The organism is Dactylosporangium sucinum, assembly GCF_014647515.1.
Taxonomy (GTDB): domain Bacteria; phylum Actinomycetota; class Actinomycetes; order Mycobacteriales; family Micromonosporaceae; genus Dactylosporangium; species Dactylosporangium sucinum.
The window spans coordinates 160258-187040 of the sequence record NZ_BMPI01000016.1; the positions used below are offsets into that span (position 1 = coordinate 160258).

At 72.2% G+C, this 26783-nt stretch carries 22 protein-coding genes and 1 tRNA gene; 13 read left to right on the top strand and 10 right to left on the bottom strand.

All coding sequences use genetic code 11. The features are described from left to right. Positions 1 to 322 precede the first annotated feature (322 nt). Complete coding sequence (locus IEZ31_RS18750) at positions 323 to 478, bottom strand: DUF5679 domain-containing protein (protein WP_425516560.1); 156 nt, start codon at positions 476 to 478, stop codon at positions 323 to 325. Between the two features lie 376 nt (positions 479 to 854). Between IEZ31_RS18750 and IEZ31_RS18755 the strand changes: the two genes are divergently transcribed. Both IEZ31_RS18755 and IEZ31_RS18760 read left to right on the top strand, forming a co-directional pair. After that, on the top strand, positions 855 to 1379 hold the full coding sequence (locus IEZ31_RS18755) for a M48 metallopeptidase family protein (protein WP_190251172.1): 525 nt from the start codon (positions 855 to 857) through the stop codon (positions 1377 to 1379). Continuing rightward, positions 1376 to 1966, top strand: coding sequence for a hypothetical protein (locus IEZ31_RS18760; protein ID WP_190251173.1), 591 nt, complete (start codon positions 1376 to 1378; stop codon positions 1964 to 1966). The genes IEZ31_RS18755 and IEZ31_RS18760 overlap by 4 nt, the downstream gene beginning before the upstream one ends. A gap of 54 nt (positions 1967 to 2020) precedes the next feature. On the opposite strand, the gene IEZ31_RS18765 is transcribed toward IEZ31_RS18760, so the two are convergent. Then, positions 2021 to 3283 carry a zinc-dependent metalloprotease gene (locus IEZ31_RS18765; RefSeq protein WP_505661128.1) on the bottom strand — a complete coding sequence of 421 codons (1263 nt, stop codon included), beginning with the start codon at positions 3281 to 3283 and terminating at the stop codon, positions 2021 to 2023. 128 nt (positions 3284 to 3411) lie between these two features. Between IEZ31_RS18765 and IEZ31_RS18770 the strand changes: the two genes are divergently transcribed. The 4 genes from IEZ31_RS18770 (at position 3412) to IEZ31_RS18785 (ending at position 8691) form a co-directional block, all read left to right on the top strand. Next, positions 3412 to 4446 carry a YlbL family protein gene (locus IEZ31_RS18770; protein WP_190251175.1) on the top strand — a complete coding sequence of 345 codons (1035 nt, stop codon included), beginning with the start codon at positions 3412 to 3414 and terminating at the stop codon, positions 4444 to 4446. Between the two features lie 49 nt (positions 4447 to 4495). Next, positions 4496 to 7486, top strand: a complete 2991-nt coding sequence (locus IEZ31_RS18775; RefSeq protein WP_190251208.1) for a UPF0182 family membrane protein — start codon at positions 4496 to 4498, stop codon at positions 7484 to 7486. Positions 7487 to 8096: 610 nt separating this feature from the next. Continuing rightward, positions 8097 to 8170, top strand: a tRNA-Met gene (locus tag IEZ31_RS18780). A gap of 86 nt (positions 8171 to 8256) precedes the next feature. Then, positions 8257 to 8691: a hypothetical protein gene (locus IEZ31_RS18785; RefSeq protein WP_190251176.1), complete on the top strand. Its 435-nt coding sequence runs from the start codon at positions 8257 to 8259 to the stop codon at positions 8689 to 8691. 2 nt (positions 8692 to 8693) lie between these two features. Here IEZ31_RS18785 and IEZ31_RS18790 read toward each other — a convergent pair whose 3' ends face one another. Next, a complete protein-coding gene (locus tag IEZ31_RS18790; RefSeq protein WP_229835433.1) occupies positions 8694 to 9422 on the bottom strand; it encodes a lysozyme in 729 nt (242 codons plus the stop codon). A gap of 316 nt (positions 9423 to 9738) precedes the next feature. Between IEZ31_RS18790 and IEZ31_RS18795 the strand changes: the two genes are divergently transcribed. Beyond that, the gene (locus tag IEZ31_RS18795) at positions 9739 to 10878 is read left to right on the top strand and encodes an LPXTG cell wall anchor domain-containing protein (RefSeq protein WP_190251177.1); all 1140 of its coding nucleotides are present in this window, start codon (positions 9739 to 9741) and stop codon (positions 10876 to 10878) included. Between the two features lie 129 nt (positions 10879 to 11007). Here the strand turns inward: IEZ31_RS18795 and IEZ31_RS18800 are convergent, their stop codons facing one another. From IEZ31_RS18800 to IEZ31_RS18810, 3 genes are all read right to left on the bottom strand, one after another. Continuing rightward, entirely contained in the window at positions 11008 to 12168 is a 1161-nt protein-coding gene (locus tag IEZ31_RS18800; protein ID WP_229835435.1) for a cellulose binding domain-containing protein, read from the bottom strand. 136 nt (positions 12169 to 12304) lie between these two features. Then, positions 12305 to 13132 (bottom strand): DUF72 domain-containing protein, encoded by an 828-nt coding sequence (locus tag IEZ31_RS18805; protein ID WP_190251179.1) that lies wholly within the window; start codon positions 13130 to 13132, stop codon positions 12305 to 12307. Between the two features lie 9 nt (positions 13133 to 13141). After that, a complete protein-coding gene (locus IEZ31_RS18810; protein ID WP_229835437.1) occupies positions 13142 to 15211 on the bottom strand; it encodes an MMPL family transporter in 2070 nt (689 codons plus the stop codon). A gap of 134 nt (positions 15212 to 15345) precedes the next feature. Between IEZ31_RS18810 and IEZ31_RS18815 the strand changes: the two genes are divergently transcribed. The 4 genes from IEZ31_RS18815 (at position 15346) to IEZ31_RS18830 (ending at position 20042) form a co-directional block, all read left to right on the top strand. After that, positions 15346 to 16173 (top strand): DUF4097 family beta strand repeat-containing protein, encoded by an 828-nt coding sequence (locus tag IEZ31_RS18815; protein WP_190251210.1) that lies wholly within the window; start codon positions 15346 to 15348, stop codon positions 16171 to 16173. Beyond that, entirely contained in the window at positions 16170 to 16775 is a 606-nt protein-coding gene (locus IEZ31_RS18820) for a PadR family transcriptional regulator (RefSeq protein ID WP_190251181.1), read from the top strand. Before IEZ31_RS18815 ends, IEZ31_RS18820 begins: the two co-directional genes overlap by 4 nt. 209 nt (positions 16776 to 16984) lie before the next feature. After that, entirely contained in the window at positions 16985 to 18484 is a 1500-nt protein-coding gene (locus tag IEZ31_RS18825) for a DUF2142 domain-containing protein (RefSeq protein WP_190251182.1), read from the top strand. Beyond that, positions 18471 to 20042 (top strand): DUF2142 domain-containing protein, encoded by a 1572-nt coding sequence (locus IEZ31_RS18830; RefSeq protein WP_190251183.1) that lies wholly within the window; start codon positions 18471 to 18473, stop codon positions 20040 to 20042. Before IEZ31_RS18825 ends, IEZ31_RS18830 begins: the two co-directional genes overlap by 14 nt. A 58-nt stretch (positions 20043 to 20100) precedes the next feature. Here the strand turns inward: IEZ31_RS18830 and IEZ31_RS18835 are convergent, their stop codons facing one another. Beyond that, entirely contained in the window at positions 20101 to 20937 is an 837-nt protein-coding gene (locus tag IEZ31_RS18835) for a hypothetical protein (protein WP_190251184.1), read from the bottom strand. 75 nt (positions 20938 to 21012) lie between these two features. Here IEZ31_RS18835 and IEZ31_RS18840 point away from each other — a divergent pair, with 75 nt between their 5' ends. Both IEZ31_RS18840 and IEZ31_RS18845 read left to right on the top strand, forming a co-directional pair. Continuing rightward, a complete protein-coding gene (locus tag IEZ31_RS18840) occupies positions 21013 to 21642 on the top strand; it encodes a Dps family protein (protein WP_190251185.1) in 630 nt (209 codons plus the stop codon). Between the two features lie 22 nt (positions 21643 to 21664). Further along, complete coding sequence (locus tag IEZ31_RS18845; RefSeq protein ID WP_190251186.1) at positions 21665 to 24196, top strand: Hsp70 family protein; 2532 nt, start codon at positions 21665 to 21667, stop codon at positions 24194 to 24196. 89 nt (positions 24197 to 24285) lie between these two features. Here the strand turns inward: IEZ31_RS18845 and fabG are convergent, their stop codons facing one another. The 3 genes from fabG to IEZ31_RS18860 form a co-directional block, all read right to left on the bottom strand. After that, a complete protein-coding gene (fabG, locus tag IEZ31_RS18850) occupies positions 24286 to 25017 on the bottom strand; it encodes a 3-oxoacyl-ACP reductase FabG (RefSeq protein WP_190251187.1) in 732 nt (243 codons plus the stop codon). A 5-nt stretch (positions 25018 to 25022) separates the two neighbouring features. Beyond that, positions 25023 to 26189, bottom strand: a complete 1167-nt coding sequence (locus IEZ31_RS18855; protein WP_190251188.1) for a thiolase family protein — start codon at positions 26187 to 26189, stop codon at positions 25023 to 25025. Between the two features lie 106 nt (positions 26190 to 26295). Beyond that, the gene (locus IEZ31_RS18860; RefSeq protein ID WP_190251189.1) at positions 26296 to 26679 is read right to left on the bottom strand and encodes a YybH family protein; all 384 of its coding nucleotides are present in this window, start codon (positions 26677 to 26679) and stop codon (positions 26296 to 26298) included. Positions 26680 to 26783: the final 104 nt, after the last annotated feature.

Below are 26783 nucleotides of genomic sequence, written 5' to 3' on the forward strand. Positions count from 1 at the left end.
ACGATGTCGGGGCTCACGCGCCGGGCGGGGGGCGGCGCGGGTGCCGGATGTGAGTGGCCCCTACTCGGCGGGGCTTTCGTCGTGGCCGGGCCGGCTGGCTCGTGGTCCGTCCCGGGCCGGATCGGCTCGTGGTCGTCCCGGAACCGCTGGGCTTCGGTCCCTTCCCGGCAGGCGGAGCTGCCGGCACGACCGGGGCCGGGCCGGGCGGGTCGCCGACTCCCGTGGCTACCGGGACGACGGAGGCGCCGGAGCGTCCCGGTCAGGGTGGCCGGGCTGCCGGTTTCCGCCCGGGTCGGGGGCGGCGGAGCCGCCGGTGCCCGGGTCAGGCCTTGCCGAGGATCCGGTTGACCGTCGTGCCGCAGACCGGGCAGGCGCCCTTGGCCATCTTCATGCCGGTCTTCGAGATCGCTATCTCGCCCTCGAAGTCCCGCTTCTCCTTGCACTTGACGCAGTAGCCGTTGTACGTCTCGGCCACGATGCCCTCCTCATCTCGGTCCGGCGCACGCGCCGCGCACCGGTGCTGACCAGCTAGGCCAACGTGGTGAGTGTGCCTTGTCGGACACTCGGGGAAAGTGCGGTTAGACGGGACACGCCGAGCGTAATCGGAAGATCTTCCTCCAACCGCACGCTACACACTATGCACAGGCTGGGGATAACTGTGTGGGCAACCCTGTGGGTAGCCGTGGATGAAATGCGCCGAGCGGCCGTAAGCAGGCCGGACATCCGGTGGAATCTTTCCGGCGAGCTGCCACGAATGGGTGACTTACGGGCGTGCTCCGCGAGATTGGGCCTTGCGAAGGCATGGCCGCCTCCGGCTAGCGTTCCTCCGTGAGCGGTACCCCAGAGGGGCCGGCATGACGCGAAAGCCGGTCATCGAGGTGCGGCGCAGCAAGCGCCGCCGACGCACGGTGTCTGCCTACCGCGACGGTGAGCGGGTCGTCGTGCTGATCCCCGCGCAGTTCTCCCGGGCGGAGGAGCGCGAGTGGGTCGATCGGATGCTGGAGCGCCTCGCCGCCCGCGAGCAGCGCGCACGCCGCACCGACACCGAGCTGACCGCCCGTGCGCATCGCCTGGCGGCCCGCTACCTGCCCGATCATCCCGCGGCGTCCCGGCCGACCAGCGTACGCTGGGTGCAGAACCAGAACGGGCGCTGGGGATCTTGCACGCCGGCAGACGGTACCATCCGGATCTCGCACCGCGTACAGGAGATGCCCGACTGGGTCATCGACTACGTCCTGCTGCACGAGCTGTCACACCTCGTGATCCCGAGCCACAGCAGCGCGTTCTGGGCGCTCGTGGCACGCTATCCGAAGTCCGAGCGGGCGCGCGGGTATCTTGAGGGGGTGTCAGCGGCGGCCGGACTCGGGATCACCGAATGACCGTCGCTGCGGTCGTGACGCTGCTCGCCCCGGTGACCTGGTCACCGCCGGGCGTCGACCTCGAGACCTGGCGCGCCGCCCTGGCCGAGGACGTCGTCGACCTGCTCGCCCCGCTGCCGCAGATCCAGCCGGCGATCGCCGCCGTGGCGGCCGACCTGCCGCTGGCGACCAAGATCGCGTGGCCGTCGACCAGGATCTACCCGGTCGCGAGCCCGACCATCGGCGCCGCCCTCCGCGCCGCCGAGGCCGACGGTCATGATCGAGCGGTGGTGGTGCTGGCCGATGCGCCCGACCTGCCGGCCATGCTGATCGGCAAGCTCATCCGCCCGCTCTCGTCGAAGACCGTGGCCGTGGCGCCCTCGCACACCGGCGGCATCCTGGCCGTGGCCACCCGGCTGCCCGTGCCCGAGTGGCTGCCCGATCTCGACGCCGACAGCGGCGACGTGGCGTCGGCCCGCCGCCCCAGCCCGGACCCGAGCCAGGTCGTGTCGGCCCCGGGCTGGCACCGGCTCCGCGGCCCGGACGACCTGCGCCGCCTGGATCTGGGCCTGGACGGCTGGGACGCCACCCGCTCGCTGCTGACCTAGGGCCGGTTGCACAGCTAGGGCCGGGCCGCGGCGGGCCCGGCTGTGAAACGGGCCTTAGCCCTTGTCGTCGCTGCCGGTCTCGTCGTTGAAGCCGAGATCGCCCAGGTCGAGCTGGGTGCGGGCGAACAGGTCGGGGTCGGCGAACGCCTCCTCGTCCGGCAGCAGGTCGGGGTGGCCCCAGAGGGCGTCGCGACCGCTGATGCCGCGGTGCTCGGTCAGCGCGTTCCACAGCGCCGTGGCCTCGCGGAGCCGGCGCGGGCGCAGCTCCAGGCCGACCAGCGCGGCGAAGGTCTGCTCGGCCGGGCCGCCGGCCGCGCGGCGGCGGCGGAAGGCCTCGGAGAGGCGGACCACGTCGGGCAGGCGGTCGCCGGCGGCCCGGTCGACCACGTGGCAGACCCAGCCCTCGACCAGCGCGAGCGCGGTCTCCAGGCGGGCCAGCGCGGCGCGCTGCTGCGGCGTGTCCTCGGGCGTGAAGATGCCCTCCAGGACGAGCTCCTGCGGGTCGTTGCCCAGCGTCGCCGGGTCGATCCGGCTCATCGCCTCCTCGATCGCCTCGCGGTCGACGTGGATCCCGGCCGCGTAGGCCTCGACGGCGGCGAACACGTGGCCGCGCAGCCACGGAACGTGACCGAAGAGCCGCTGGTGGGCGGCCTCGCGCAGCGCGACGTAGAGGCGGACCTGGTCGTCGGGGATCTCCAGGCCCTTGCCGTATTCGGCGATGTTGGCCGGGACCAGCGCCGCCGTGCCCGTGGGGCCGAGCGGCAGGCCGATGTCGCCGACCGAGAGCACCTCGGCGGCGAGGGAGCCGAGCGCGGTGCCGAGCTGCCCGCCGAGCAGCGCGCCGCCGAGCGAGGCGACCATCGAGGTCATCGGGCCCATCTGGGCGCGCATCTCCTCGGGCACCAGCTCGGTCATGGCGGAGACCATCCGGGCGGCGACCGGGTCGCACAGCTTCTTCCAGATGGGCAGGGTCTGGTTGAGCCACTCGCCGCGGCTCCAGGCGTTCGTCGACCGCACGCCCGACGGCAGGGCGGACTCGGGCTCCAGCCACAGGTCGGCCAGGCGCAGCGCCTCGATGACGGCGGCGCGCTCGACCGCGGTGACCGCGGGGTCGCCGACCGGCTTGGGCACGTCGGCCGCCGCGTCGGGTGCCGGCACCGGCGCGCCGGGCATGGCGAAGCCGACCGGGAACTGCGCACCGGTCGGGCCGCCCCCGGTAAGGTGGGCCTGCGCCAGTTGGCGGGCCAGATCCCAGTTGACCGGGCCGCCACCAGGCGTGGCGAACAGCTGCTGCAGCTGGCTCAGGAACTGCTGCATCTGGCGCGGATCGTTGGGATCCGGCACGTCGCCGCCGGGCGGACCGAAGCCGAACGGGATGTCTGCGGGCATTCCACAACGGTACTCGCTTCCGGTTCTTGTCGGTCGGGAGCGCTAGGCTCGCCGCCATGAGACGTCGTGGCCTCACCGTGTTGTTCGGGGCGCTGTTGCTGTTGGTGCTGTCCTGGCAGGCGACCGTGGTCAAGGTGCCGTATGTCGAGATGGGCCCGGGACCGACCTACAACACGCTGGGCACGGACACCGGCAAGCCGGACGGCAAGCCGATCATCAACGTGAGCGGCGTGCCGGTGACCAAGTCGGCCGGCGAGCTGCGGATGACGACGGTGTCGGTCCAACCGGACATGACGCTGCTCGACGCCATGATCGGCTGGTTCAGGGACGACCGGGCGGTCGTCCCCCGCGAGCTGATCTATCCGCCCGACCGCACCGAGCAGCAGGTGCAGGACGACAACGCCCGCGACTTCAAGGAGTCGCAGACCTCGGCCGAGACCGTCGCGCTGCGCGAGCTGGGCTATCCGGTGCAGATCACGGTCGGCGAGGTCACCGAGGGATACCCGGCCGCCGGGCAACTGCAGAAGGACGACGTGATCACCGCGATCGACGGCACCGCCGTGACCTCGGTCAGCAAGCTCACCGAGCTGGTCCGGGCCAAGCCGGCCGACACGCCACGGCAGGTCGAGTTCAAGCGCGGCTCCGAGACGAAGACGGTCAGCCTGACGACGAAGAAGGGCGACGACGGCAACCCGCGGCTCGGCGTCGTCGTGGAGGCCAAGCAGCCGCACCCGTTCGACCTGAGCATCCAGCTCGACCGGATCGGCGGGCCGTCGGCCGGGCTGATGTTCACGCTCGGCATCATCGACACGATCAAGCCCGAGGATCTCACCGGCGGCTACATCATCGCCGGCACCGGCACGATCGACGACGAGGGCAACGTCGGCCCGATCGGCGGCATCCCGCAGAAGCTGGTCGCCGCGAAGGCCGTCAAGGCCAAGTTCTTCCTGACCCCCGCGGCCAACTGTGCCGAGGCGATGGACAACTCGCAGCCCGGGTTGCCGCTGGTCAAGGTGAGCACTCTGGACGACGCGCTGAACGCGCTGGAGCAGGTCCGGGCCGGTCGGACGCCGACGCTGTGTAGCCGATGACTACGCTGGACGAGTTTCCATACGCGAACGGGCGGAGCCGACCGTGGTAATGCGCAACCCGATGACCAGGGTGAGCCGTCGTGGACGAGTCACGATCGCCGTCCTGGTCGTCGTCTTCCTGTTGTTCACCGTGTTCGACCGCGTCGTCGGGGCGTGGGCCGACTACCTCTGGTTTTCCGAGGTCAAGTACACCCAGGTCTTCACCGGGGTGCTCACGACCCGCCTCTGGATGTTCGTGATCTTCGGCGTGGCCGTCGGTCTGATCATCGCCGCCAACCTCTACCTCGCCTACCGCACCCGGCCGCTGCTGCGGCCGCACTCCGCGGAGCAGCACGCGCTGGACCGTTACCGGCTCTTCCTGCTGCCGCACATGACCGGCTGGATCGTGCTGGTCGCCGGGCTCATCGGGCTGTTCTCCGGCCTGTCGGCGCAGGGGCACTGGCAGGAGTGGATGCTGTTCAGCAACAGCACGCCCTTCAACCAGACCGACCCGCAGTTCAACGTCGACCTGTCGTTCTACGTGTTCGAATACCCCTTCTGGCGATACCTGCTGGGCGTCGCGTTCACCACGGTCGTCTTCTCGCTGCTGGGCGCGCTGGCGCTGCACTACCTGTTCGGCGGCGTGCGCCTGCAGGGCGCCGGCGAGCGCATGACGGCCGCCGCCCGGGCCCACCTGACCGCGCTCGTGGCGGCGTTCGTGCTGCTCAAGGCCGCGGCGTACTTCCTCGACCGGCGGGGCCTGCTGCTCGACAAGTTCCCGACGCAGAACCTCTACGGCGCCGGTTACACGAACATCAACGCGCTGCTGCCGGCCAAGGAGATCCTCGCCTGGATCTCGATCGTCGTGGCGATCGCGATCATCGTCTTCTCCAACGCCTTCATGCGCAACCTGGTCTGGCCGGGGCTCGCGCTGGGGCTGCTGGCGCTGTCCGCGGTGGCGGTCGGCGGCATCTACCCGGCGGCGGTGCAGTCGTTCACCGTCAAGCCGAGCCAGCTGCAGAAGGAGCAGTTGTACTTCGACCGCGCGATCAAGGCGACAAGAGACGCCTACGGGCTCAACGGCGTCGAGGTCAAGGAGTACAAGGCCCAGAACCAGAACCCGCCGGCCAGCCTGACGTCCGGCAAGGACGAGACGGTCACCAACATCCGGCTCCTCGACCCCAACGTCGTCGGCGAGACCTACACCCAGCAGCAGCAGGTCCGCGGCTTCTACGAGTTCAACCCCAAGCTCGACATCGACCGCTACACCGTCGACGGCAAGACCCAGGACTACGTCGTCGGCGTGCGCGAGATCCGCTACGACCAGCTGCAGCAGAACAACTGGCAGAACCGGCACAGCGTCTACACCCACGGCTACGGGTTCGTGGCGGCGCCGGCCAACGAGGTGGTCTGCAGCGGCCAGCCGTTCTACGTCTCGGGCTTCCTCAGCGAGCAGGACAAGCCCACGGAGGAGGGCGGCCAGAAGTGCGCGTCGGACACCGACCGCATCCCGGTCGACAACCCGCAGATCTACTACGGCGAGCAGATGGGCGACGTCTACGCGGTCGTCGGGCGGGCCAACCCCAACGACCGCAACGCCGAGTTCGACCGTCCGGCGGGCGGCCAGGACCAGTACTCGACGTATGACGGCAGCGGCGGCGTGAAGGTCGGCTCCTTCGGGCGCCGGCTGCTCTACGCGGCCTACTTCCGCGAGACCAACTTCGTGCTGTCGGGCGTGCTCAACGACAACTCGAAGGTGCTGTACGTCCGTGACCCCGAGTCCCGGGTGCGCAAGGTGGCGCCGTTCCTGACCCTCGACTCCGACCCCTACCCGGCGGTCGTCGACGGCAAGATCCAGTGGATCATCGACGGCTACACCACGTCGGCCACCTACCCCTACGCCCAGCGGATCGACTGGAACACCGCGATCCAGGACTCCTCCACGAGCGGCCGGCTGTTCCCGGAGCCGCGGCAGGACGTCACGTACCTCAGGAACTCGGTCAAGGCCACCGTCGACGCCTACACCGGTGAGGTGAAGCTCTACGCGTTCGACGAGTCCGACCCGGTGCTCAAGACGTGGAACAAGGCGTTCGGCGGCAAGCTCGTCAAGCCGCGCTCGGAGATCTCCAAGGAGCTCATGGACCACCTCCGCTACCCGGAGGACCAGTTCAAGGTCCAGCGCGACCTGCTCAGCCGCTTCCACGTGACCTCGCCGGAGGGTTTCTTCTCGGGCCAGGACTTCTGGGAGGTGCCGAAGGACCCGGCCAACCCGTCGGCCGACCAGCCGCCGTATTACATCGTGGCCAAGCTGCCGAACCAGGAGACCGCCCGGTTCCAGCTCACGGCGGCGGTGGCGCCGCAGAAGCGGGGCAACCTGGCCGCGCTGATGTCCGCGTCGTACGTCGACGGAAAGCCACGGTTCGAGGTCCTGGAACTGCCACCGAACACGGCGATCCAGGGCCCCAACCAGACGCACAGCAGCATGACGGCCATCGCCGACGCGCGAAGAGACCTGACCCAGTTCGCGTCGAGCAACTCTGACGTGATCTACGGCAACCTGCTCTCGCTCCCGGTCGCCGACGGCATGCTCTACGTCGAGCCGATCTACCTGCGGACGAAGAACGACAAGGCGTTTCCGCAGCTACAGAAGGTGCTGGTCGCCTACGGCCCGAAGTTCATGGCGTACGCCGACAATCTCGAGGCCGGCCTCGAGCAGCTCGTCAAGCAGGTGAGCGGCCAGGCCCCGGTCCCGTCGGCGGAAGGCGACCCGCAGCCGTCGAACCCGACGACCGGCGCCCCGTCCACGCCCGCGGTCCAAGAGGCGATCGTGGCGATGAACAAGGCGATCGCCGACCTCAAGGCCGCCCAGCAGTCGGGCGACTTCGAGGCCTACGGCAAGGCCCTCAAGGCCCTGCAGGACGCGATCGCCCGCTACGAGGAGGCCGTGAAGGCGGCCGGCGCGTCGGCGTCCCCGTCCGCGTCGCCGAGCACCGGGGCCTCGCCGGGGGCGTCGCCCGCGCCGGGCGCCACCCCGACGGTCAGCGTCGCCCCGTCGGGCTGACCTCCGTACCGCCACGGTTCGGGCGGGGTCGGCGCGAAGCCGGCCCCGCCCGACCTGTATCGAGCCGCCGGTGCCGGCTCTCCCCGATCCGCGCTCGGTCTGCTGCCGCCCGTCCGCGCCGCGCTTCTGTCGGTCGGCCGGCGCCGCCCGGTCCGTGGCTTGAAGCCGCGCTGCCCGGCCCGTGGCTTGAGCCTGAGGGTCGGTCCGTGGCGTGAGCCTGCGGGTCAGCCCGTGGCGTGAGCCTGCGTGGGGCTACGGCAGCGGCGTCGTGAAGGTCGGCTTCTTCGGGCGCCGGCGGCGGTCCGTGGCCTGAGCTTGCGGGGCCGGCGTTTCGCCCTCCTGCCGCCGGATACGGTCGTGGGCGGCCCTCAGCCGCCTGCACAGTGCGCATCGGCCCGACCGTGGATCCTGTCCCGCTTGCGGGTGAACCTCGTGCCACCGGTCCTTGGTCCGGGCTCGCGGGGCCTGACCTGCGGGCGCCCTCCCGCTCGTGGGTGATCTCCGATGCGCCGGGCCGGGCCGCCCGCTCCGGCTCCAGAGTGACCGCCGCCACGGCCCTGCCTGACGATTTGGAAGTCGGGACGAGCGTGCGCTAATGTGAACAAGCCGACGCGGGGTGGAGCAGCTCGGTAGCTCGCTGGGCTCATAACCCAGAGGTCGCAGGTTCAAATCCTGTCCCCGCTACAAACGCAGTAAGGTCAAGGGCCGTCTTCCCGATGGGAGGGCGGCCTTGATTGTTTTATCGCCCCTGGAGCGACGGAACGACCCGGGTGTCGGCCGTTGTCGGCTACGTCACATCCGATCGCTCGGGCCCTCGACGACCGTGGACGACGGCGCGCGCGAGGCCCGCCACAACCTGCGGACGATGCTGGCACAACGAGCAGTTCGACGGGACGATCACGTTCGCCGCCGACGGCACCTTCGCCGCGACGAACGGGCCCTACGCGGCGCTCGCCGACGGCGAGCGGAGCCTGCCGCCGGGGTTCGACAAGGCCACCGCCCGGATCGATATGACCGGGCGGTGGCAGTCGACCGGGCTGCATCCCGGTCGGGCGGACGATCGGAAGATCGTCGTGCGGGCGATGTTCGACAAGGCGCCGGAGATCGTGATGACCGTGCCCTACGCGGCCCGCTTCGCCGGCCGCTACGGCTACCGCAAGTGCACGACCTGCGCCGCCGTCAGCCCCGCATCGTCGCGAAGCTGATTTCAGCAGGCGCCGTTGCAGGCCAGGACCTTGAGCCGGTCCAGCGCGCCGTTCCACTGGTTGGAGTCGCCGGCGAACGGGCCGCTGCTGGAGTACTGCCAGAACGACCAGGTCGGGGCGCCGGCCGGCAGGGTGCCGGGGGAGCTGCTGTAGCGGGCGAGCCAGAGCGGGCTGTTGGCCCAGAAACCGCTGTAGTTGCCGGTGCACGTCGTCCACCAGTCGGTGGTCGTGTAGATGACGGCCCAGCGGCCGGTCCGCGTGTGGTACTGGTTGAGGAACGCCCGGATCCAGCTCACCATCGCGGACTGCGAGAGGCCGTAGCAGGTGGCGCCGTAGGGGTTGTACTCGATGTCCAGGGCGCCGGGCAGGGTCTTGCCGTCCTTCGACCAGCCGCCGCCGTGCGCGACGAAGTAGTCGGCCTGCGCCGCTCCGCCGGAGTTGTTCGGGAGCGCGAAGTGGTACGCGCCGCGGATCATGCCGATGTTGTACGAGCCGTTGTACTGCTGGGCGAAGTACGGGTTGGTGTAGGACGTCCCCTCGGTCGCCTTCACGTAGGCGAAGCGTGAACCGGCGTTCCACTGCGCGGTCCAGTTCACGTTGCCCTGGTGGCTGGACACGTCCTGGCCGTAGGTGACGGTGGCAGCAGATGCCGGGCTGCCGGTCAGAACCGTGGTGACCAGCGCGGCCGCCAGGGACAGTGCCGCCAGTGCGCCAAGTCGTCGATGGGTCACGGTGCGCCTCCTCGAGGTGATCGGCACCGGCACGACCGGTCCGGCCGTGCCGTGCGCCGGGGTGGCTCCAGCCGGATCGGCAAAGAACTTCGCCGATTAGTTCACGATCGTCGGAAATTTTCAATAGACAAACATCGAACTCTTGGGCGAGGCCGGGTGCGCTAGGGGATCGACCAGGATCGTTGGAGCGATGTCAACTGGGCGATTTGTTGCGATGGGCCGCCTATGCCGGGAATACTTGCACGGGCTTTTCTGCGATCGGCCGGTGATCTAGGCTCGCTCGATTGTCGTCAATACGGCGGGGGAGCGTGCGGCGATGCGTCGCGTGATTCGTGCGGTACTGGCCGGGTTCGTCGCGGCGGCGATCGGCGTTCCGGCCCTCGCCGAGCCGGCGGCCGCCGCCGACGGCGACCTGAAGGTCCTCGGCCTGCCGCAGGCCGAGTCCTACCGCCTGGACGGGCAGAAGCTCACCATTCCGCTGCAGATCACCAACACCGGCACGGCGCCGATCAGCTCCGGCTGGGTGGCCGTCACCGCTGACTTCGGCCTGACCGCGGTCGCCTACCAGGGCTGCCGCCTGGCCGATTCGGGCTTCTTCACGAACCGGCAGTACTGTCCCCTGAACCAGGAGCTGCGCCCCGGTCAGGTCCTGACGTTCGTCACCATCCAGGACGGGGCACGCACCGACGGCCTGCGGATGGCCGTGGAGTCGTATGTCGTGCCCAACGCCGACCTGGCCGTCTCGATCGGCGCCCCGGACGCGGGGGCGGTCGAGCAGACGGGTGGGCCCGCGTTCGCGTGGGTGGCCGGCACTCCGGGTCCGACCTCATCCCCGGTACCGAGCTGGTACTTCACCGTCAAGACCGGCGCACAGGAGAACGTGGAGGGAATCGGCGGAACCATCCGGGGCAAGCGCGGGGACGTGGTGCCGCTGGAGGTCGGCATCCGTAACCTCGGCCCGGCCGCGATTCTCCCGCCCAGCGACTCGCCGATGTTCAGGTATCGCATCGCCGTCCCGGCCGGCACCGAGCTGGTGAAACTGGAGCCCGCGGACCCGGAGAACCCGAGCTGCCGCCAGTTCGGCGATCTGCCGCCGAACACGCAGGAATGCGCCGTCCTCGACGGCCGTCCGTTCATGCCCGGCACGGAGACCGGAAAGGTGACGCTGCACGTCAAGATCACGTCGCCCACGCCCGGAACCGGCGGCGTGACCGTGCGGAACAAGACGACGCCCATCACCGTCGAGGTGCTGCCCGCCGCGAGCCCCTCGGCCAGCCCCTCGGTCAGCCCTTCGGTCAGCCCCTCGGCGAGCGGGGCCCCCGGCGGTCCTCTCCCGGTCACGGGGACGAACATGCCGCTCCTCGCCGGGATCGGCGCGGCCCTGATCGCGGCCGGGATCGCCCTGCTGGTGCTGTTCCGGCGCCGCCGGGTCGTGCTGACGAACACCGGCGACTGACCAGCGGCTCATTGGCTCCGGCCGGGACCCGGCAACGGCCGCCGGCGCGTGCGCGAGCGGGGCCGTTGCCGGGCCAGGGCCCGCGCCGACGCACCGGTTGGCGTCGCCGGCCGGTCGGGCGCCGCCGGGTCAGGTGAGTGTGCAGGTCACAGCGGGTGCCGTGTTGGTGGTGTTGTTCCAGGAGGCCAGGAAGCCGAGCGAGGTGGAGGCGCCGGGGGCGACGGTGCCGTTGTACGTCACGTTGCGGGCCGTGACGGTCGCCCCCGACTGGGTCAGCGTGGTGTTCCACGCCTGACTGACCTGCTGGCCGTTGGCGAAGGTGAAGGTCGTCGTCCAGGCCGACGAGGCGGTGGCCGAGGTGTTCGTCACCGTCACCTCGGCTTGGAACGCGCCGCCCCACTGGGAGATGACCCGGTAGGTCGCCGTGCACCGGGACCCGCCGGACGAGGGGGACGCCGAGGCTGAGGGGGAGCGGGACGAGGACGGCGACGCCGACGGCGAGGCGGACCGGGACGGGGACACGGACGGCGACGCGGACGGTGACGTGGACGGCGACGGAGGTGTGGCGCCCAGGGCCTGGGTCAGCGCCGGGTACCAGCGGTCGGCCATCTTCTGGAAGCCCGCGTCATTCGGGTGTACCCCGTCACCGGTGTCGGCGACCGCGTCGAACCCCGTCCACAGGTCCGCGACGGTGATCGGCGACTGGGCCGTGGTGAGGCCGGCCGCCCAGCCCGGGATGGCGTTGTTCAGCGCGATCACGTCGGCCGGGCAGGTGGCGCAGGCGGCCTGGCTCATCGGGATGATCTGCGCCACGATGATCTTGACCGCCGGGTTCTGGGCGCGCATCTGACCGACCAGCTTCGTGAACGCCGTCAGCTTGGTGGCGAGGGGGATGTAGCCGCCCCACATGTCGTTCGTGCCGAGGTGCATGAGGATGACGTCGGGCCTGGCCGCGGCCAGCCACGGCGGCAGCTGGTTGTTGTCGGCGATGCCGGTCGCCGAGTAGCCGCCGTGACCCTCGTGGTCGAAGTCGTAGGTGTAGCCCGGATTGCAGCCGCCGCCGTCGGAGACGCCGCCGACGAAGTCGATGTTCGTGTAGCCGCTGGTCTGCAGCCGGTGCCAGAGCTTGGCCCGCCAGCAGCCGGGGCCGGCGGTGATGGAGTCGCCGAGCGGCATGATGCGCACGGGCGCCGCCGCGGAGCGGGCGGGCCGGGCGGGCTGGACGAGGACGAGGGCGACCGCGACCAGGAACGCCGCGATCAGGGCAGGAAGGATCGATCTGCGAAGCACGGGGAGACTCCTCATGGAGACGGACAGGCGTGGTCCGCCGACGCAGTGCGCCGGCCGGGCTCCCACGGCATCGCGCTGCGTCGATGCTACCGCGACCCGGACCCGGCGCCATTCCCCGGAGGCGCTCGGGGAGAGCTCAGAACAGGGTCGGCTGGCCGGCCGGTTCCGGCTCGGGGAGTGCGGGCAGGTCGGGGACGGCGGCGCGGACCTCGCCGTGGAAGCGGCGGGCCAGCTCCGGGGCGTCGGCGTTGTCCGGGGTGTGGATGAACACCGTCGGGGAGCGGCCCTCGCGCAGCCAGGCCGCGACCCGGGCGACCCAGGGCTGCCAGCCCGCGACGGTGCGGGCCTGGTCGTCGCGGCCGAGGTACCGGATGATCGGGTGGCCCGTGAGGGCCTCGGAGCGCAGCGGGAGGCGCGGCTTCTTGGTCCAGGCGTCCCGCTCGGCGTCGCTCGTCGGCGGGGTCTGGAAGAACGCCGTCGTGTCGAACGGGACCCACTCGGCGCCCGCCCCGGTCAGCACCGCCGCCAGCTGGGCCGTTGCCTGCGGCTCGGTGAAGAAGGCCGGGTGGCGGACCTCGACGGCATACCGGTGGTTCGCCGGCAGGCGGCGCAGGAACGCCGCGAGCGCGCCGGTGTCGGCGGGGCCGAACGAGCCGGGGAGCTGGATCCACAGTGCGTGGGTCCGCGGGCCCAGCGGCTCGATCGCGTCGAGGAACGCGTGCAGCTCCTCGGCGCCGCCCGTCAGTCGGCGTTCGTGGGTCACGGTCCGCGGAAGTTTCAGCACGAACCGGAAGCCGGGCGGGGTCTGCTCCGCCCAGGCCGCCACGGACGATCGGGCCGGGGTCGCGTAGAAGGTCGTGTTGCCCTCGACGGCGTTGCACCAGCCGGCATACGTGCGCAGGGCCGGCGCCGGGAACCGCCACGCCTTGTGCGTCCACATCGCGCAGCCGACATGAAGACGCATGCCGCGACCCTACGCGACCACCCGGTCCGCCGGTCTGGGGGTGGGCCGGGGTTTCGTCACCTTCGACGGCCACCAGAACGCCGGGCCCACGCTCATCGTCAGGGCCGGGATGAGCAGGGTGCGGACGATCAGCGTGTCGAGCAGGACGCCGACGGCCACGATCGTGCCCAGCTGCAGCGGGCTGACCAGTGGGATCACCGTCAGGACGGAGAACGTGGCGGCCAGCACCAGCCCGGCGCTGGTGATGACGCCGCCGGTGACCGCCAGGGCGTACTGCGCACCCTCCCGGTGTCCGAGCCGCACCGCCTCCTCCCGGGTGCGGGTCACCAGGAAGATCGTGTAGTCGACGCCCAGCGCCGAGAGGAACACGAAGCCGATGAGCAGCATGCTGGGGTCGATCCGGGGGTGGCCGATGGCCTGGAAGACCAGCGAGGCGATGCCCATGCCCGCGAGGTACGACAGCGCCACGCTCAGCGTCAGCAGCAGCGGCGCGACCAGGGCCCGCAAGAGCAGGATCAGCACCAGGAAGATGACGCCCAGGACCAGCGGTATGCCCAGGTAGTTGTCGCGGTCGGCGGCCACGCGGGTGTCGAGCTGCGTCGCCGTGGCCCCGCCGACGAGCGCGTCGGCGCCCGGCACGCCGTGGACGGCGGTGCGGAGCCGTTCGATGGTGCGCTCCGCCGCGCGGCTGTCGGGCGGGTCGGACAGGATCGCCGAGAACTGGGCCCACTGCCCGTCCGCCGACCGCTCGGGCGGGCCGACCGTCGCCACGCCGTCGATCCGGGCGGCGGCGACCACCGCGTAGATGCGGTCGGCCCGCGCGATGACCGTGGCCGGCGACGACTCGCCCGGCGGGAAGTGCGCGGCGACGATCCGCTGGCCCTCGATCGAGCCGACCTCCTTGACGTAGATGTCGCTGAGCGTCAGGCCGGTCCGCAGGCCGAGCGTGCCCAGGGAGAGCGCCGCCAGTGCGATCGCCGTGAACACCCAGATCAGGGCCGGGCGGCGGCCGGCGCCGCGGGCGATGCGGGTCCACACGCCGTGGTCCTCGGTGGCCTCGCGGCCGACGGCGCCGGGGTTGAACCGCGGCACCCGCGGCCAGAACACCCACCGGCCGAGGACGAGCAGCACGGCCGGCAGCAGCGTCAGCATGGCCAGCATCGCCGCGCCGACCGCGGCCGCGCCGATCGGGCCGAGCGCGCGGGTCGGGTTCATCTCCGTCGCGAGCAGGCACATCAGCGACACGATGATCGTGCCGGCCGACGCCAGCACCGCCGGCAGGACCGCCCGCCACGCGATGCGCATCGCCTTGTGCCGGTCGTCGTTGCGGCGCAGCTCCTCGCGGTACCGCGCGATGAGCAGCAGCGCGTAGTCGGTGCCGGTGCCGAAGACGAGCACGGTGAGGATCTGGGCCGACTGGCCGTTCACGACGATGCCGGCGTGCTCGGCGAGCAGGTCCACCACCGCGGTCGCGACCTGGTTGGCCAGGCCGACGGCGAGCAGCGGGACGATCCACAGGACGGGGCTGCGGTACGTCAGGAGCAGGATCACGGCGACCGCGATGATCGTGATGAGCAGCACGGTGGTGTCGAGCCCGGCGAAGGCCTCGTCGAGGTCCGCGGACGCGCCGGCGGGGCCGGTGATGTGCACGGCCAGCCCGGCGGGCGGGTTGGCCTCGACGACCTCCCTGACGTGCTTGAGCGCGTCCGCGAGCGCGGCGTCGTCGCCCGGCGCGGCCGCCACCGGCAGCGAGAACAGCGCCGCCTTCCGGTCGTCGCTGGTGATCACGTCGCTGACCTGCCGGTCCTGCGCCCACCGGGCCACCGCGTCGCGATCGTCGTTGATCTTGTCGGTGTCCGCCGAGGTCAGCCCGCCGTCGCGGGAGTACACGAGCACGGCCGGCACGGCCTCGCTGCCCGGAAACGCCGTCTTCGCCCGTTCGTAGTGCCGCGTCGCCTCGGCGCTGTGCGGCAGCCATGCGGCGCTGTCGTTCTGCTGGTGGTCGCCCAGTCTCGCGGCCACTGGTGAGAGCGCGATGACCCCGCCCAGCCAGAGCGCGAGCACGATCCACTTCGACACCCGACCCATGATGATCGCGTCCTCCCTATATCGCGATGTATCGTGAGCGGAGTAAAGCAGCGACCGTCGATACGCGTCAAGCGTGACGACCGGGGCCGGATCGTCGAAGCTGGGCGAGCGGGATGGAGGACGTGATGGGCGACCGGGTGATCAGGCAGCCGGAGCGGGTCATGCTCGACGGTCCGGTGGAGCGGCTCGAGGTGACGATCGTGGCCGGGCGGCTCAACGTCGTCGCCACCGAGGGGCCGCCGCGGGTCGAGGTCACGGCGATCGGCCGGAAGCCGCTCACGGTCCGTCACGACGCGGGCACCCTCCACGTCGGGCATCCGGGCCCGGCCCTGCGCCGCCGGGGCCGGCTGGCCGCCCTGTTCGGGCGCCGGTTCCGCACGGATGTCGCGATCGCGGTGCCGCCGCAGGTCGCCGCGGCCGACTTGACGGTACGGTACGGCTCCGTAGTCGTGTCGGGCCTGAAGGAGGGTGCGTCGGTGGACGTGGTGAGCGGGCGTGTGACGCTCCAGGGCCTGGGCGGCCGCACGGCGGTCACGATCGTGTCCGGCACCACCGAGGCCCTGGGCCTGGGCGGCGAGCTCGCCGTCGCGGCGATCTCCGGCGACATCAGCATCGGCGGCTCCGCGCCGCACCGGGCCGAGGCACGGGTCATCTCCGGCACGATCACCTGCGACCTGGACGATCCGGGCGGCGCCGACATCCGCCTGGAGGCCACCTCCGGCGGGATCGTGGCGCGCATCCCGCAGGACTGCGACCTCGACGTGCACCTGCGCGCGGTCAGCGGCCGGGTGACCGGTGGCTTCCCCGGGCTGGTGGCGACCGACCGGGCCGGCGACGGGTCGGTCGCCGGGGTGCTGGGCACGGGCGCGGGCCGGCTGCGGGCCGTCGTGGTCTCCGGCGACGTCGCGCTGCTCGCCCGGTCGTCCCAGGACCATCCGGGCGTGGCCCGGTGACGGCGGTCTTCAGCCACGGCCGGTTACGCCTGTACCTGCTGAAGCTGCTGGCCGAGGGGCCGAAGCACGGGTACGAGCTGATCCGGCTGCTGGAGCACCGCTTCCACGGGCTGTATGCGCCCTCGGCCGGGACGATCTACCCGCGCCTGGCCCGCATGGAGGCCGACGGTCTGATCGGGCACTCGGCGGCCGGCGGCCGCAAGACCTACGAGATCACCGACGCCGGCCGGGCCGAGCTGGTGGCCCGGTTCGGCGAGCTCGCCGAGCTGGAGCAGGAGATCCGCGAGTCGGTCGCCGACCTCACGGCCCTGGCCAACCACGTCGAACAGGGCGTCCGCGGCTCGATCCGCGACCTCAAGCGCGAGCTGCGGCAGGCCCGCAAGGAGGCCAGGCAGGGCTACCCGCGGGCCGCCGCGGGGGAGATCGAGGCCGCCCGGCCGCAGGAGCCGCCCGCCGTGCTCGAGTTCGACGACCGGCTCGACGAGTTCGTCGCCGAGGCCCGCCGGATGGCCCGCGCCGAAGGCGTCAGCCCGGAGGCGTTGCGCGCGGCGACCGTGGTCGTGGAGACGGCTGTCGAGCAGGTCCGGCGGCTGTTGGGCTGAGCCGTCCGCCAGGGGCGGGCGCGCACTCGCGTCATGTCGCGATCGTCGACACGACATGACGCGATCCTTGATTTCGTGTGCGTCGGCCTCGTCGAAGAGCATGAGCGGGAATCGGGCGGCCGGCACAGCAACGTCCCCCTGGAGGTTCACGCAGTTGTCAGCCATTGGTGGTTATGGTTGGCATCTCGACCCGGCAGAGTCCTTGAGCTGTGCGCACTCGCCAGATCTGGTGGATCGGCCTGCTCGCCTTCTTCTTGATCAGCGCCGCCTGGGCGGTCGCCACGCCGTACAACGGCGCCTACGACGAGCACGACCACGTCGTCCGGGCGGCCGGCGTGGTGCGCGGTCAAGTGCTGGTCACGCCGGCGCGGGGGGTCAACGACGGGGGCTATCCGGTCGTGCCCCGAAGCCTCGTGCCGCCGAACGCGACCTGCATGATGATCGTCAACCCGCCGCCGGCCAGCTGCCTGGGCACCCCGCCCGACGACCGCAGCGCCGCGCCCGTCCACAGCCGGGCCGCGCGGTACAACCCGGCCTACTACGCCATCGTCGGCTGGCCGCTGCTGCCGTGGCCCACGATGGGCGGCGTCATCGCCGCCCGGCTCCTCAGCGCGCTGCTGTGCGCGGCGCTGCTCGCCACCGCGTGGACCCTCGCGCTGTCGCTGAAGCAGCGCCGCTTCCTGCCGCTCGCCGTGCTCTTCGCGGCCTCGCCGATGCTCACCGCACTCGACGCGCTGGTGAACCCGAGCGGGCTGGCGATCACCGCGGCCGTCCTGCTGTGGGTGGTGCTGCTGCGCCGCTACGGTGACGACGAGGAGCCCGACGAGCCGGTCCGGCGGCGGCTCGCGTGGGTGGGCGCGCTGGCCGGGGCGCTGGTCGTGCTGTCCCGCCCCGAGGGGTTCGTCCTCGTCGGCGCGGTGGTCGCCGTCGCCTGGGTGGCGTTGGGTGTACCGCGGCCGCGCCGGATCCCGCCCGCCGCGTTGATCGTCGCCGGGGCCACCGCCCTCGCCCTCGGCTGGTCCTGGATCTCCCGCGTCGCCGAGTTCGGCGCCGCACCGACCCCGGTCGACGCGCCGATGCGCAACATCCTGCGGACGATCGTCGAGTCGAACATCGACTACTGGATGCGCCAGACGATCGCGCTGTTCGGCTACGGCACGATCGGGCTGCCGCTGTGGCTGTACCTGGCCTGGGCGGCCGTGCTCGGCGGGCTGCTCGCCGCCGGGTTCGTCCGGGCCGGCCGGCGCACGGCGCTGGTGATCGCCGGCATCCCGCTGGTCTGCGTGGCCGGCGGCATCGCCGCCGACCTGGTGATGTCCGGCATCGTCGGGTACTGGATGCAGGGCCGGTACTTCCTGCCCCTGTGGGCCGGCGCGTTCCTGCTCGCGGCCTGGGCGATCGGCGACGTCGGCGACCGGCCGCTGGTGCACCGCTCCTACGCGGCGGCGGTGACGGTGTGGGCGCTGGTCCACACGGCGTCGCTCACCATCGGCATCATCGGCTACGCCGCCGGCCGGCGGCCGCGCCCGGCGGGCTCGCCGCCGACGGTGCTGGAGTGGCTGCCGCCCGGCGGCATCGCCGTTCCGGCCGCGCTGCTGCTCCTCGGGATCGTCGCCGCGGCGGTGCTCACCGGGCGCAGCCTGCGGCCGCCGGCCCCCGCGCCGCCCCGCGTGACACCCTTGCCGGAGACCGTCGATGTCGCCGCCTGAACCGCGTTCGCGGCTGTGGGGCTGGTGGTGGGCGTACTTCGTGGCCTTCTTCCTCGTCGCCGGCGGCTGGGCGATGGCGCTGCCGGCCAACGGCACCTACGACGAGAAGGACCACATCGCCCGGGCGTACGCCGTCGTCAGCGGTCAGCTCACCACCCGGCAGACGGTCGTCGACCGGCGCGACGACGTGCGGCCGGCGTTCCTGGTGCCGGCCAGCCTGCTGCCGCCGAACAGCAACGTCGACTGCACGTGGTCGCCGCGCCCGGCCCGCTCGGCGGCCTGCCAGACCTGGACCACCAGCCGGGCGCTCACGCTCACGCCGAGCGGCGCCGCGAAGTACAGCCCGGTCTACTACCTGCTCGTCGGCGGGCCGCTGCTCGCCGCGCCCGACCTGACCGGCATCGTCCTGGCCCGGCTCCTGTCCGTGCTCGTGACGGCCGCCCTGCTGGCCGGCGCGATCGGCGCGGCGCTGCGGCTCGGCAGCCGGCTGCTCGCCATCGGGGTCGTGCTCACCGCGACGCCGATGGCCGCGAACCTGGCCGGCTCCGTGAACCCCAACGGCGTCGAGATCGCCGCCGGCGCCGCCGTGTGCTGCGGGCTGCTCGCGCTGCTGCGGGCGCCCGAGGGCCGGCTCGGCGACGGTACCGTCCGGCGCCTGCTCCTGCTGGTCGGCGCCGCGTCGTTCGTCCTGCTGACGGTCCGGCAGTTGGGCCCGCTGCTCCTTCTGCTCATCGTGGCCGCGTGCGCGGCCCTGGCCCGGCCGGGGCGCATCGCCGGGATGTGGCGCCACCACGGCGCCGTGTGGCTGGTCGTCGGCTCGTGGGTGGCCGGGCTCGCGGCATCGGCGGGCTGGATGGCGTACTCCGGCCTGGCCGACGTGGCGACGGTGGCCCGCGACGCCCGGCACTACGGCGTGGCGGAGGCGGCCCGGCTGCTGCTCACCTGGCGCGTGCCCTTCTACCTCAAGCAGTTCGTCGGCCAGTTCGGCTACGGCGAGACCAGCCCGTCGGCGGTGGTCGCGGCCGTCTGGTACCTGCTACTGGCCGCGCTCACGGTGCCGAGCCTGATCTTCGGCGGGCGGCGGCTCACCCTGGTCGCGGCCGGCCTCGGCGCGGCCTCGATCGGCCTGCTCGTCGCGCTGGAGATCTACTACCTGCCGGTGGTCGGCTGGTTCGCCCAGGGCCGCTACGCGATGCCGGCCGCGGTCGGCGTGGTGCTGTGCGTGGCAAGCGACGGGCGGTTCGAGCGGTGGCTCGCCGCCCGGCGCCGGCTGCGCGCGTTCTGCGGCGGCCTGACCGTGGTGGCCGGGTTGATCCACGTGTACATGCTGGTCGTGGCCATGACCCGGTTCCAGGCCGGGCCGGGCGCGCCGCTCGACCCGTTCGCGGGGGCCTGGCAGCCGCTGCTCGGGCCGCTGCCGCCGCTGTTGGCGACGCTGACCGGGGTGACGATCTTCGCCGTGCTGGCGGCGACGATGGGGGCGGCCGCCCGGCCGCTGATGGCGGTGCCGACCCTGCCCGGCGTCGGGTCGCCGCGCGGCGGGATGGCCGCGGCGTAACGGCTTCGGCGCCGTCCGGCCCCGCATCCACCGGGGCCGGACGGCGCGGATCACGGGGTCAACCGAGGTCGGCGCAGGACGACTCGTGGGGCAGGAGCGGGCGGAAGGCCACCGACCAGGAGGTGCCATCCGAGGTCCACGGGGTGCGGGCGTTGGCCGACCGGGCCGCGGCCAGGATCGCCGTTGTCTGGCCGGGCTCCGACGTCACGCAGTGGACGTCGGGGAGATCGCCGACCGGGGCGCCCGGGAGCGCCGGGCCGGGCCAGGCGACCGCAGGCGGGTCCTTGAGCACCGGGTCGCTCGTCGCGATCCACGGGCCGGCCACCACGGCCAGCTGCTTCGGCTCGTAGGGCTGCGGCTGGTCCTTCGTCTTGAGCGTGCCCGGCAGGTCGGTCAGCGCGTCGACCAACTGCTGCATGCGGCCGCGGGCCGCGCGCTGGGCGTCGGTGAGCATCTCGGTGCCGCCCGCGCCCAGTGCCTCGACCGTCGTGCGCTGGAGGCCGGCGTTGGTCCGCACGGTGATCTCGGTCGACGGGGCGTCGGCGACGGCCGGCATGCCGAAGTCCTGCTCCTGGCCGACGCCGGCGTCGACCGCCAGGTCGGTCAGCTTGGCCACGCCGTCGGCGCCGACCCGCTGGACCTGCACGTTGGGCAGGGCCGGGCCGGGATAGACGGCCGGGATCGGGCCGATCGTGATCGCACGGCCGTCGCCGTAGACGGTCAGCACCGGGAACGACGTCACCAGCGACTCGACGGGGACGAAACCACCGGTCACGCGGACCTGGAGGACGATGTCGTCGGGCGCGAACGACGGGGACGGCGCGGACGGGCCGGCGGGCTCGGCGCAACCGGCGGCCAGCAGGGCGGTGGCCAGCAGCAGGCGGGACAGCTTCATGACGATCTGACGTGCCTGGCCGGCGCCGGGTTCCCGACAGGATTGAAGCCGTCCGGATCGGGAAGAGCCGCCGCCATGCCAGCGAAAAAGCAGAAGGCCACCGGCCCCGCCGACACCGAGAGCCAGCCGTGGCTGCACCAGCAGGGCCGGGAGATCCAGCGGTTCGGCACGATCCGGCAGTTCCCGGTCGCGCTGTCCATGGACGCCCGCATGTACTCCTGTGAGCGGCTCAACCAGGTTCTCGCCGACACGCAGATTCTCTACTCGCTGTACAAGAAGCATCACTGGCTCATGCGCGGGCCGACGTTCTACCAGCTCCACCTGCTGCTGGACAAACACGCCGACGAGCAGATCGAGCTCGTCGACTCCCTCGCCGAACGGGTCCAGACGCTGGGCGGGATCGCCGTCGGCGACCCGCGGCACGTCGCCGAGCTGACCCGGGTGCCCCGGCCGCCGGACGGTGCCGAGGAGGTGCCGGCGATGCTGTCCCGCCTCCTGGAGGCGCACGAGATCGTGCTCAGCGAGTCGCACGACGCCGCCGCCCGGGCCGCCGAGATGGGTGACGACGGCACCAACGACCTGCTGGTGTCCGACATCATCCGCACCGGCGAGCTGCAGGCCTGGTTCCTCGCCGAACATCTGGTCGAAACGCCGCTCGTGCGCGCCGACGAACCCGTGAAGGCCGGGGCCAACGGCAGGCGTTGATTGAAGGCGCTACCGTGTCGGCGTGACGAGGCATAACGAGTCGCAGCTGGGCGTCGACCTTGGCACCACGCACACCGTCGCCGCACTGACCGCCGCCGACGGTCGCAGCCAGCCGCTGCTGTTCGACGCCAGCTTCCTGCTGCCGTCGTCGATCTACGCCGAGGTCGACGGGCACCTGCTCGTCGGCAAGGACGCCGAGCGCAGCGCCCGGCTCGATCCCAGCCGGTATGAGCCCAACCCGAAGCGTCGGATCGACGACGGCACGGTGCTGCTCGGCAGCCGGGAGTACGCGGTCTCCGACCTGCTCGCCGCGCTGCTGCGGCGCACGGCCGACGAGGCGTCGCGGGTGCTCGGGATCATGCCGGTGCGCACGGTGCTGACCTATCCGGCGAACTGGGCGACCCACCGCCGGTCGGTGCTGGCCGACGCGGCGTCCCGGGCCGGCATGCCGTCGCCGATCCTCGTGCCGGAGCCCATCGCGGCCGCCGCGTACTTCACGAGTGTGCTCGGGCGCGGCATCGCCCCCGGCGGCCACCTCGTCGTCTACGACTTCGGCGGCGGCACGTTCGACACGACCGTGCTGCGCCGCCGGCCCGACGGCGGCTGGGACGTGCTGGCCAGCGACGGCCTGCCCGACGTCGGCGGCGTCGACCTCGACGCGGCCATCGTCGGCCACGTCGGGCAGTCGCTGACGCTCACCGACGGGGGCAAGTGGCGCCAGCTCATGGAGCCGTCCGACGAGACCGGGCGGCGGCGCAGCCTGCTGCTGCGCGAGGACGTGCGGCAGGCCAAGGAGCAGCTGTCGCGCACCTCGTCGGCCGGCATCCACGTGCCGCTCTTCGACATCGACGTGCACCTGACCCGGTCGGAGTTCGAGCAGCTCTCCCGGTCGTACCTGGAGCGGACCGTCGACCTCACCGTCGGCACCCTCCAGCGGGCCGGCGTGCGGCCGGACCAGATCGGCGGGCTCTTCCTGGTCGGCGGCTCGAGCCGGATCCCGATGGTCAGCACGCTGCTGCACCAGCGGCTCGGCATCGCGCCGACGCTGATCGAGCAGCCGGAGCTGGTGGTGGCGCTGGGCAGCGTGCTGGCCGCCATGCCGCCGCGCCCGCCGTTCCCGCCCGGCCCGCCGGGTCCGATGCCGCCGCGCCCGCCGGGCTTCGGCGCGCCGATGGCCGCACCCGTGTCCGGGGTGGGGCCGCAGATGCCGGTCTCCGGCATCGGCGGGCCGGTCTCGGGGCCGCCGGCGTCGATGTCCGCACCGATCGGCGGGGCGTCGCCCGTGTCGCCGCCGGTCGGGCCGTCGTCCGCGCCGCCGGTGTCGGCGCCGCCCGGCGTCCCGCCGGTCTCCGGTGGCCCGGCCGCGTTCCCCACGCCGGCGACCGCCGCGTTCGGCGCGGCCGGCCCGCCGTCGACGGCGGCCTTCGGTGCGCCGCCGCCGGCGTTCGGACCGCCGGGCGCGCCGTCCGTCGGCGGGCCGCCCTCCACCGCCGCATTCGGGGCGCCGGGCGCGCCGATGCCTCCGCCGGGCGTCGTGACCGCGCGGCCGACCACCGGCGGGTCGGGCGGCAAGCTCGCCCTCGTCCTCGGCGTGGTCGTGGTGCTGGTGCTCCTGCTCGGCGCCGGTGGCGTGGCCGCCTGGCGGGCGGTCAGCAAGGACGACCCGGACAAGGCCGGCAACAACAGTGCCGCCGGCAACCGCGGCGCCACGGGCGACAACGCCGGCAACACCGGTGGTGGCGGCGCGACCGGACCCGCGAACACCAAGAACGCGCAGCCGGGCGCCGACAAGCAGACCGTCGACGTGAACAAGACGGTCTGGTACGGGCCCTACAAGCTGACCTTCAGCAAGGTCACCTACGACTTCGCCGCCGAGGACCACAAGCTCTCGACCGAGGTCCTGGTCGAGAACCTCGGCTACCGGGACCAGACGCCATACGTCAACATCGTCCTCAGCGTCGGCGGCCAGCAGTTCAACGGTTCGTTCCGGGAGAACACCACCGTCGCCGCCGGCCAGAAGAGCAGCTACAACGTCGACTTCCCGATCTACGACAAGCTCAAGGGCACCATCGCGTCGGGTGAGCTGATCATCGGCGACGGCGACGAGTCCCAGGCGAAGATCCCGCTGTCGGGCACCGGTGCGGTGATCGCCTTCGAGCCGGTGAACGTCCTCAAGGACAAGAAGCTCGCCGTGCGCGACCTCTCGGTCACGTTCACCACGTGCGACATCCGCGGCGGCTTCTTCGACTACAACGGCCAGGCGAAGAAGGGCTATCGCACGGTCACGTGCAAGGTCGACATCCAGTACACCGGCGGGAGCAGCCACTACGTCGGCGGCGACAACTTCCGGCTCGGGCAGCCAGACGGCACCGAGGTCGGTCCGACGGTCGCGCCGAACGAGGCGCTGTCCGACGGCAAGGTCGCGGTCGGCACCGATCTGGGCTTCCAGATCAAGCAGGACGCCTCCGGCACGTACAAGCTGCGCCTCGTCGACGTGCACGACAAGACCAGGACCGCGGCCGACGTGGTCGAGGTCGACCTCGTGATCAAATAACCGCGCCGATCTTGCAGTTGTGGTGCCGGGACGCGCCGTCGATGTCCCGGTTTGTCAGGCACCACAACTGCAAGATCGACGCGGTGGGGCTAGCGGGCGCCGCCGTTGACGTACAGGGTCTGGCCGGAGACGTAGGAGGCCTCGTCGCTGGCCAGGAAGGCGATGACGGCGGCCACCTCCTCGGGGCGGCCCACCCGGCGTAGTGGGGTGCGCTCCGCGGCCTGCGCCTGGTGCTCCTCCGGGGTGCTGCCGACCCGCTCGGCCGTGGCGGCCGTCATCGCGGTGGCGATGTAGCCGGGGGCGACCGCGTTGACGGTGATGTTGAACGGCCCGAGCTCGATCGCGAGCGTCGCGGTGAGCCCCTGCACGCCGGCCTTCGCCGCGGCGTAGTTGACCTGGCCGCGGGCGCCGAGCGCGGAGCGGCTGCTGAGGTTGACGATCCGTCCGTACCGCTGCTGCACCATGCTCTTCTGCGCCGCCTGCGTACACAGGAACATGCTGGTCAGGTTGGTGCCCAGGACCGCGTTCCACTCGTCGACCGGCATCTTGAACAGCAGGTTGTCCCGCGTGATGCCGGCGTTGTTGACCAGCACGTGCACCGCGCCGATCTCGGCGAAGACGGTGTCGACCTGGTCCTTGTCGGTCACGTCGCAGCCGAGCGCGAGCCCGCCGGGCAGCTCGTCGGCGACCTTCTGCGCCTTCGCCGCGTCGAGGTCGAGCACGACGACCCGGGCGCCCTGCTCGGCCAGCAGCCGCGCGGTGGCCGCCCCGATGCCCTGCGCGCCGCCGGTGACGACGGCGGTCCTGCCCGCAAATCGCATGCCGTTCACCTTTCCACCAGTACCGCGGAACCCTGACCCACACCGACACACATGGTCGCCAGCCCCCGCGTGTCCCCGGTGCGCCGCATGCGGTGCAGCAGCGTCGTGAGGATGCGGGCGCCGGAGCAGCCGAGCGGGTGCCCGATCGCGATCGCCCCGCCGGACGGGTTGACGATCTCGGGATCGAGGCCCAGGTGGTCGACCACGGCGAGCGCCTGCGCGGCGAACGCCTCGTTGAGCTCGGCCTGCTGGAGGTCGCCGACCTTCCACCCGGCCCGCTCGAGCACCTTCTGCGTGGCGGGGACGGGCCCGATGCCCATGACGTCGGGGTGCACGCCGGCGGACGCCCCGGCCACGTACCGGCCCAACGGCTCCAGCCCGCTCCTGCGCAGCGCTTCCTCGCTCATGAGCACCAGCCCGGCCGCGCCGTCGTTGAGCGGCGAGGAGTTCCCGGCGGTGACGGTGCCGTCCGGCTTGAAGACGGTCTTGAGCTTGGCGAGCTTCTCCAGGCTGGTGTCGGCCCGGATTCCCTCGTCGTGCCGGACGCCGTCGACCTCGACGATCTCGTCCGCGAATTGCCCGGCGTCCCGCGCGGCGGCCGCGTTGCGGTGGCTGCGCAGCGCGAACGCGTCCTGCCGGTCCCGCCCGATGCGGTACCGCTGGGCGACCTCCTCGGCCGTCTCGCCCATGCTCAGCAGCCCGTGCAGCTCCTGCATGCGCGGGTTGACCAGCCGCCAGCCGAGCCGCGTGTCGGCGATGCTCATGCTGTTGGGCAGCCCGTCCTCGGGCCGGGGCAGCACGAACGGCGCCCGGCTCATCGACTCGGACCCGCCGGCGACGACGATCTCGGCCTCGCCCGACGCGATGGTCCGGGCGGCGACGGTGACGGCCTCCATCCCGGACGCGCACAGCCGGTTGACGGTCGCGCCCGGCACCGACTCGGGCAGCCCCGCGAGCAGCACGGCCATGCGGGCCACGTTCCGGTTGTCCTCGCCGGCCTGGTTGGCCGCGCCCCAGTACACCTCGTCGACCTGCGCGCCGTCGAGCCCGGCGGTGCGGACCAGGTCCCTGACCACGGCGGCGGCGAGATCGTCGGGCCGCACGTGTGAGAGAGCCCCACGCAACTTCCCGATCGCCGTGCGCCGGGCAGCCACAAAGTACACACTTCGCATGCCTAGAAACTAACACCGTTAGTTGTCCGTACGGCAGTGCGGTTCACCACGCCGGGAGTTGACCTTGGTGGATTTCCGCGGTCCCGGCGACGGAAAGTCACCAAGGTCAGGTCGGCTCGGCGCCCTGGACGGCGCGCCAGAGCCAGGCGCCCGAGGAGCGGCGGGACAGCAGGCCGGTCACCCGGTAGGGGAACCGCTCGACCGTCCCGTCCGCGGCGTGGGCCGCGCCGTCGGCCTCGGCGATCACGAAGGCCGCGCCCGGCAGGGCGTGGATCGTGGCCGCCGTGGCCTGCCAGGAGTACGCCTCCGGGCGCTCGAACAGCTTGGTCAGCAGCGCCCGGACGCCGTCGCGGCCGGTGGCCGACTCGCCCGCCTCCGAGCCCACGTACGTGATGTCGTCGTCGGGCAGGAAGCAGGCCAGCACCGCCTCCACGTCCTGGGTCAGGAAGGCCGCGCCCAGCCGGTCGACCATTTCGACAGGATCGCTCATGCGCCCTCCGCTGCGCTCCGGACGCCTTGATTCGCGGCCTCTCCGCTTCGCTCCGAGCCGCTCATGCGCCCTCCGCTGCGCTCCGGACGCCTGAGCGTTCAACT

What these genes read in the sequence shown, in the direction of transcription:
- IEZ31_RS18755 (WP_190251172.1), top strand. Translation starts at nt 855, where the DNA reads ATGACGCGAAAGCCGGTCATCGAGGTGCGGCGCAGCAAGCGCCGCCGA.
- IEZ31_RS18760 (WP_190251173.1), top strand. Translation starts at nt 1,376, where the DNA reads ATGACCGTCGCTGCGGTCGTGACGCTGCTCGCCCCGGTGACCTGGTCA.
- IEZ31_RS18765 (WP_505661128.1), bottom strand. Translation starts at nt 3,283, where the DNA reads ATGCAGCAGTTCCTGAGCCAGCTGCAGCAGCTGTTCGCCACGCCTGGT.
- IEZ31_RS18770 (WP_190251175.1), top strand. Translation starts at nt 3,412, where the DNA reads ATGAGACGTCGTGGCCTCACCGTGTTGTTCGGGGCGCTGTTGCTGTTG.
- IEZ31_RS18775 (WP_190251208.1), top strand. Translation starts at nt 4,496, where the DNA reads ATGCGCAACCCGATGACCAGGGTGAGCCGTCGTGGACGAGTCACGATC.
- IEZ31_RS18795 (WP_190251177.1), top strand. Translation starts at nt 9,739, where the DNA reads ATGCGTCGCGTGATTCGTGCGGTACTGGCCGGGTTCGTCGCGGCGGCG.
- IEZ31_RS18805 (WP_190251179.1), bottom strand. Translation starts at nt 13,132, where the DNA reads ATGCGTCTTCATGTCGGCTGCGCGATGTGGACGCACAAGGCGTGGCGG.
- IEZ31_RS18815 (WP_190251210.1), top strand. Translation starts at nt 15,346, where the DNA reads ATGGGCGACCGGGTGATCAGGCAGCCGGAGCGGGTCATGCTCGACGGT.
- IEZ31_RS18830 (WP_190251183.1), top strand. Translation starts at nt 18,471, where the DNA reads ATGTCGCCGCCTGAACCGCGTTCGCGGCTGTGGGGCTGGTGGTGGGCG.
- IEZ31_RS18835 (WP_190251184.1), bottom strand. Translation starts at nt 20,937, where the DNA reads ATGAAGCTGTCCCGCCTGCTGCTGGCCACCGCCCTGCTGGCCGCCGGT.
- IEZ31_RS18840 (WP_190251185.1), top strand. Translation starts at nt 21,013, where the DNA reads ATGCCAGCGAAAAAGCAGAAGGCCACCGGCCCCGCCGACACCGAGAGC.
- fabG (WP_190251187.1), bottom strand. Translation starts at nt 25,017, where the DNA reads ATGCGATTTGCGGGCAGGACCGCCGTCGTCACCGGCGGCGCGCAGGGC.
- IEZ31_RS18855 (WP_190251188.1), bottom strand. Translation starts at nt 26,189, where the DNA reads ATGCGAAGTGTGTACTTTGTGGCTGCCCGGCGCACGGCGATCGGGAAG.
- IEZ31_RS18860 (WP_190251189.1), bottom strand. Translation starts at nt 26,679, where the DNA reads ATGAGCGATCCTGTCGAAATGGTCGACCGGCTGGGCGCGGCCTTCCTG.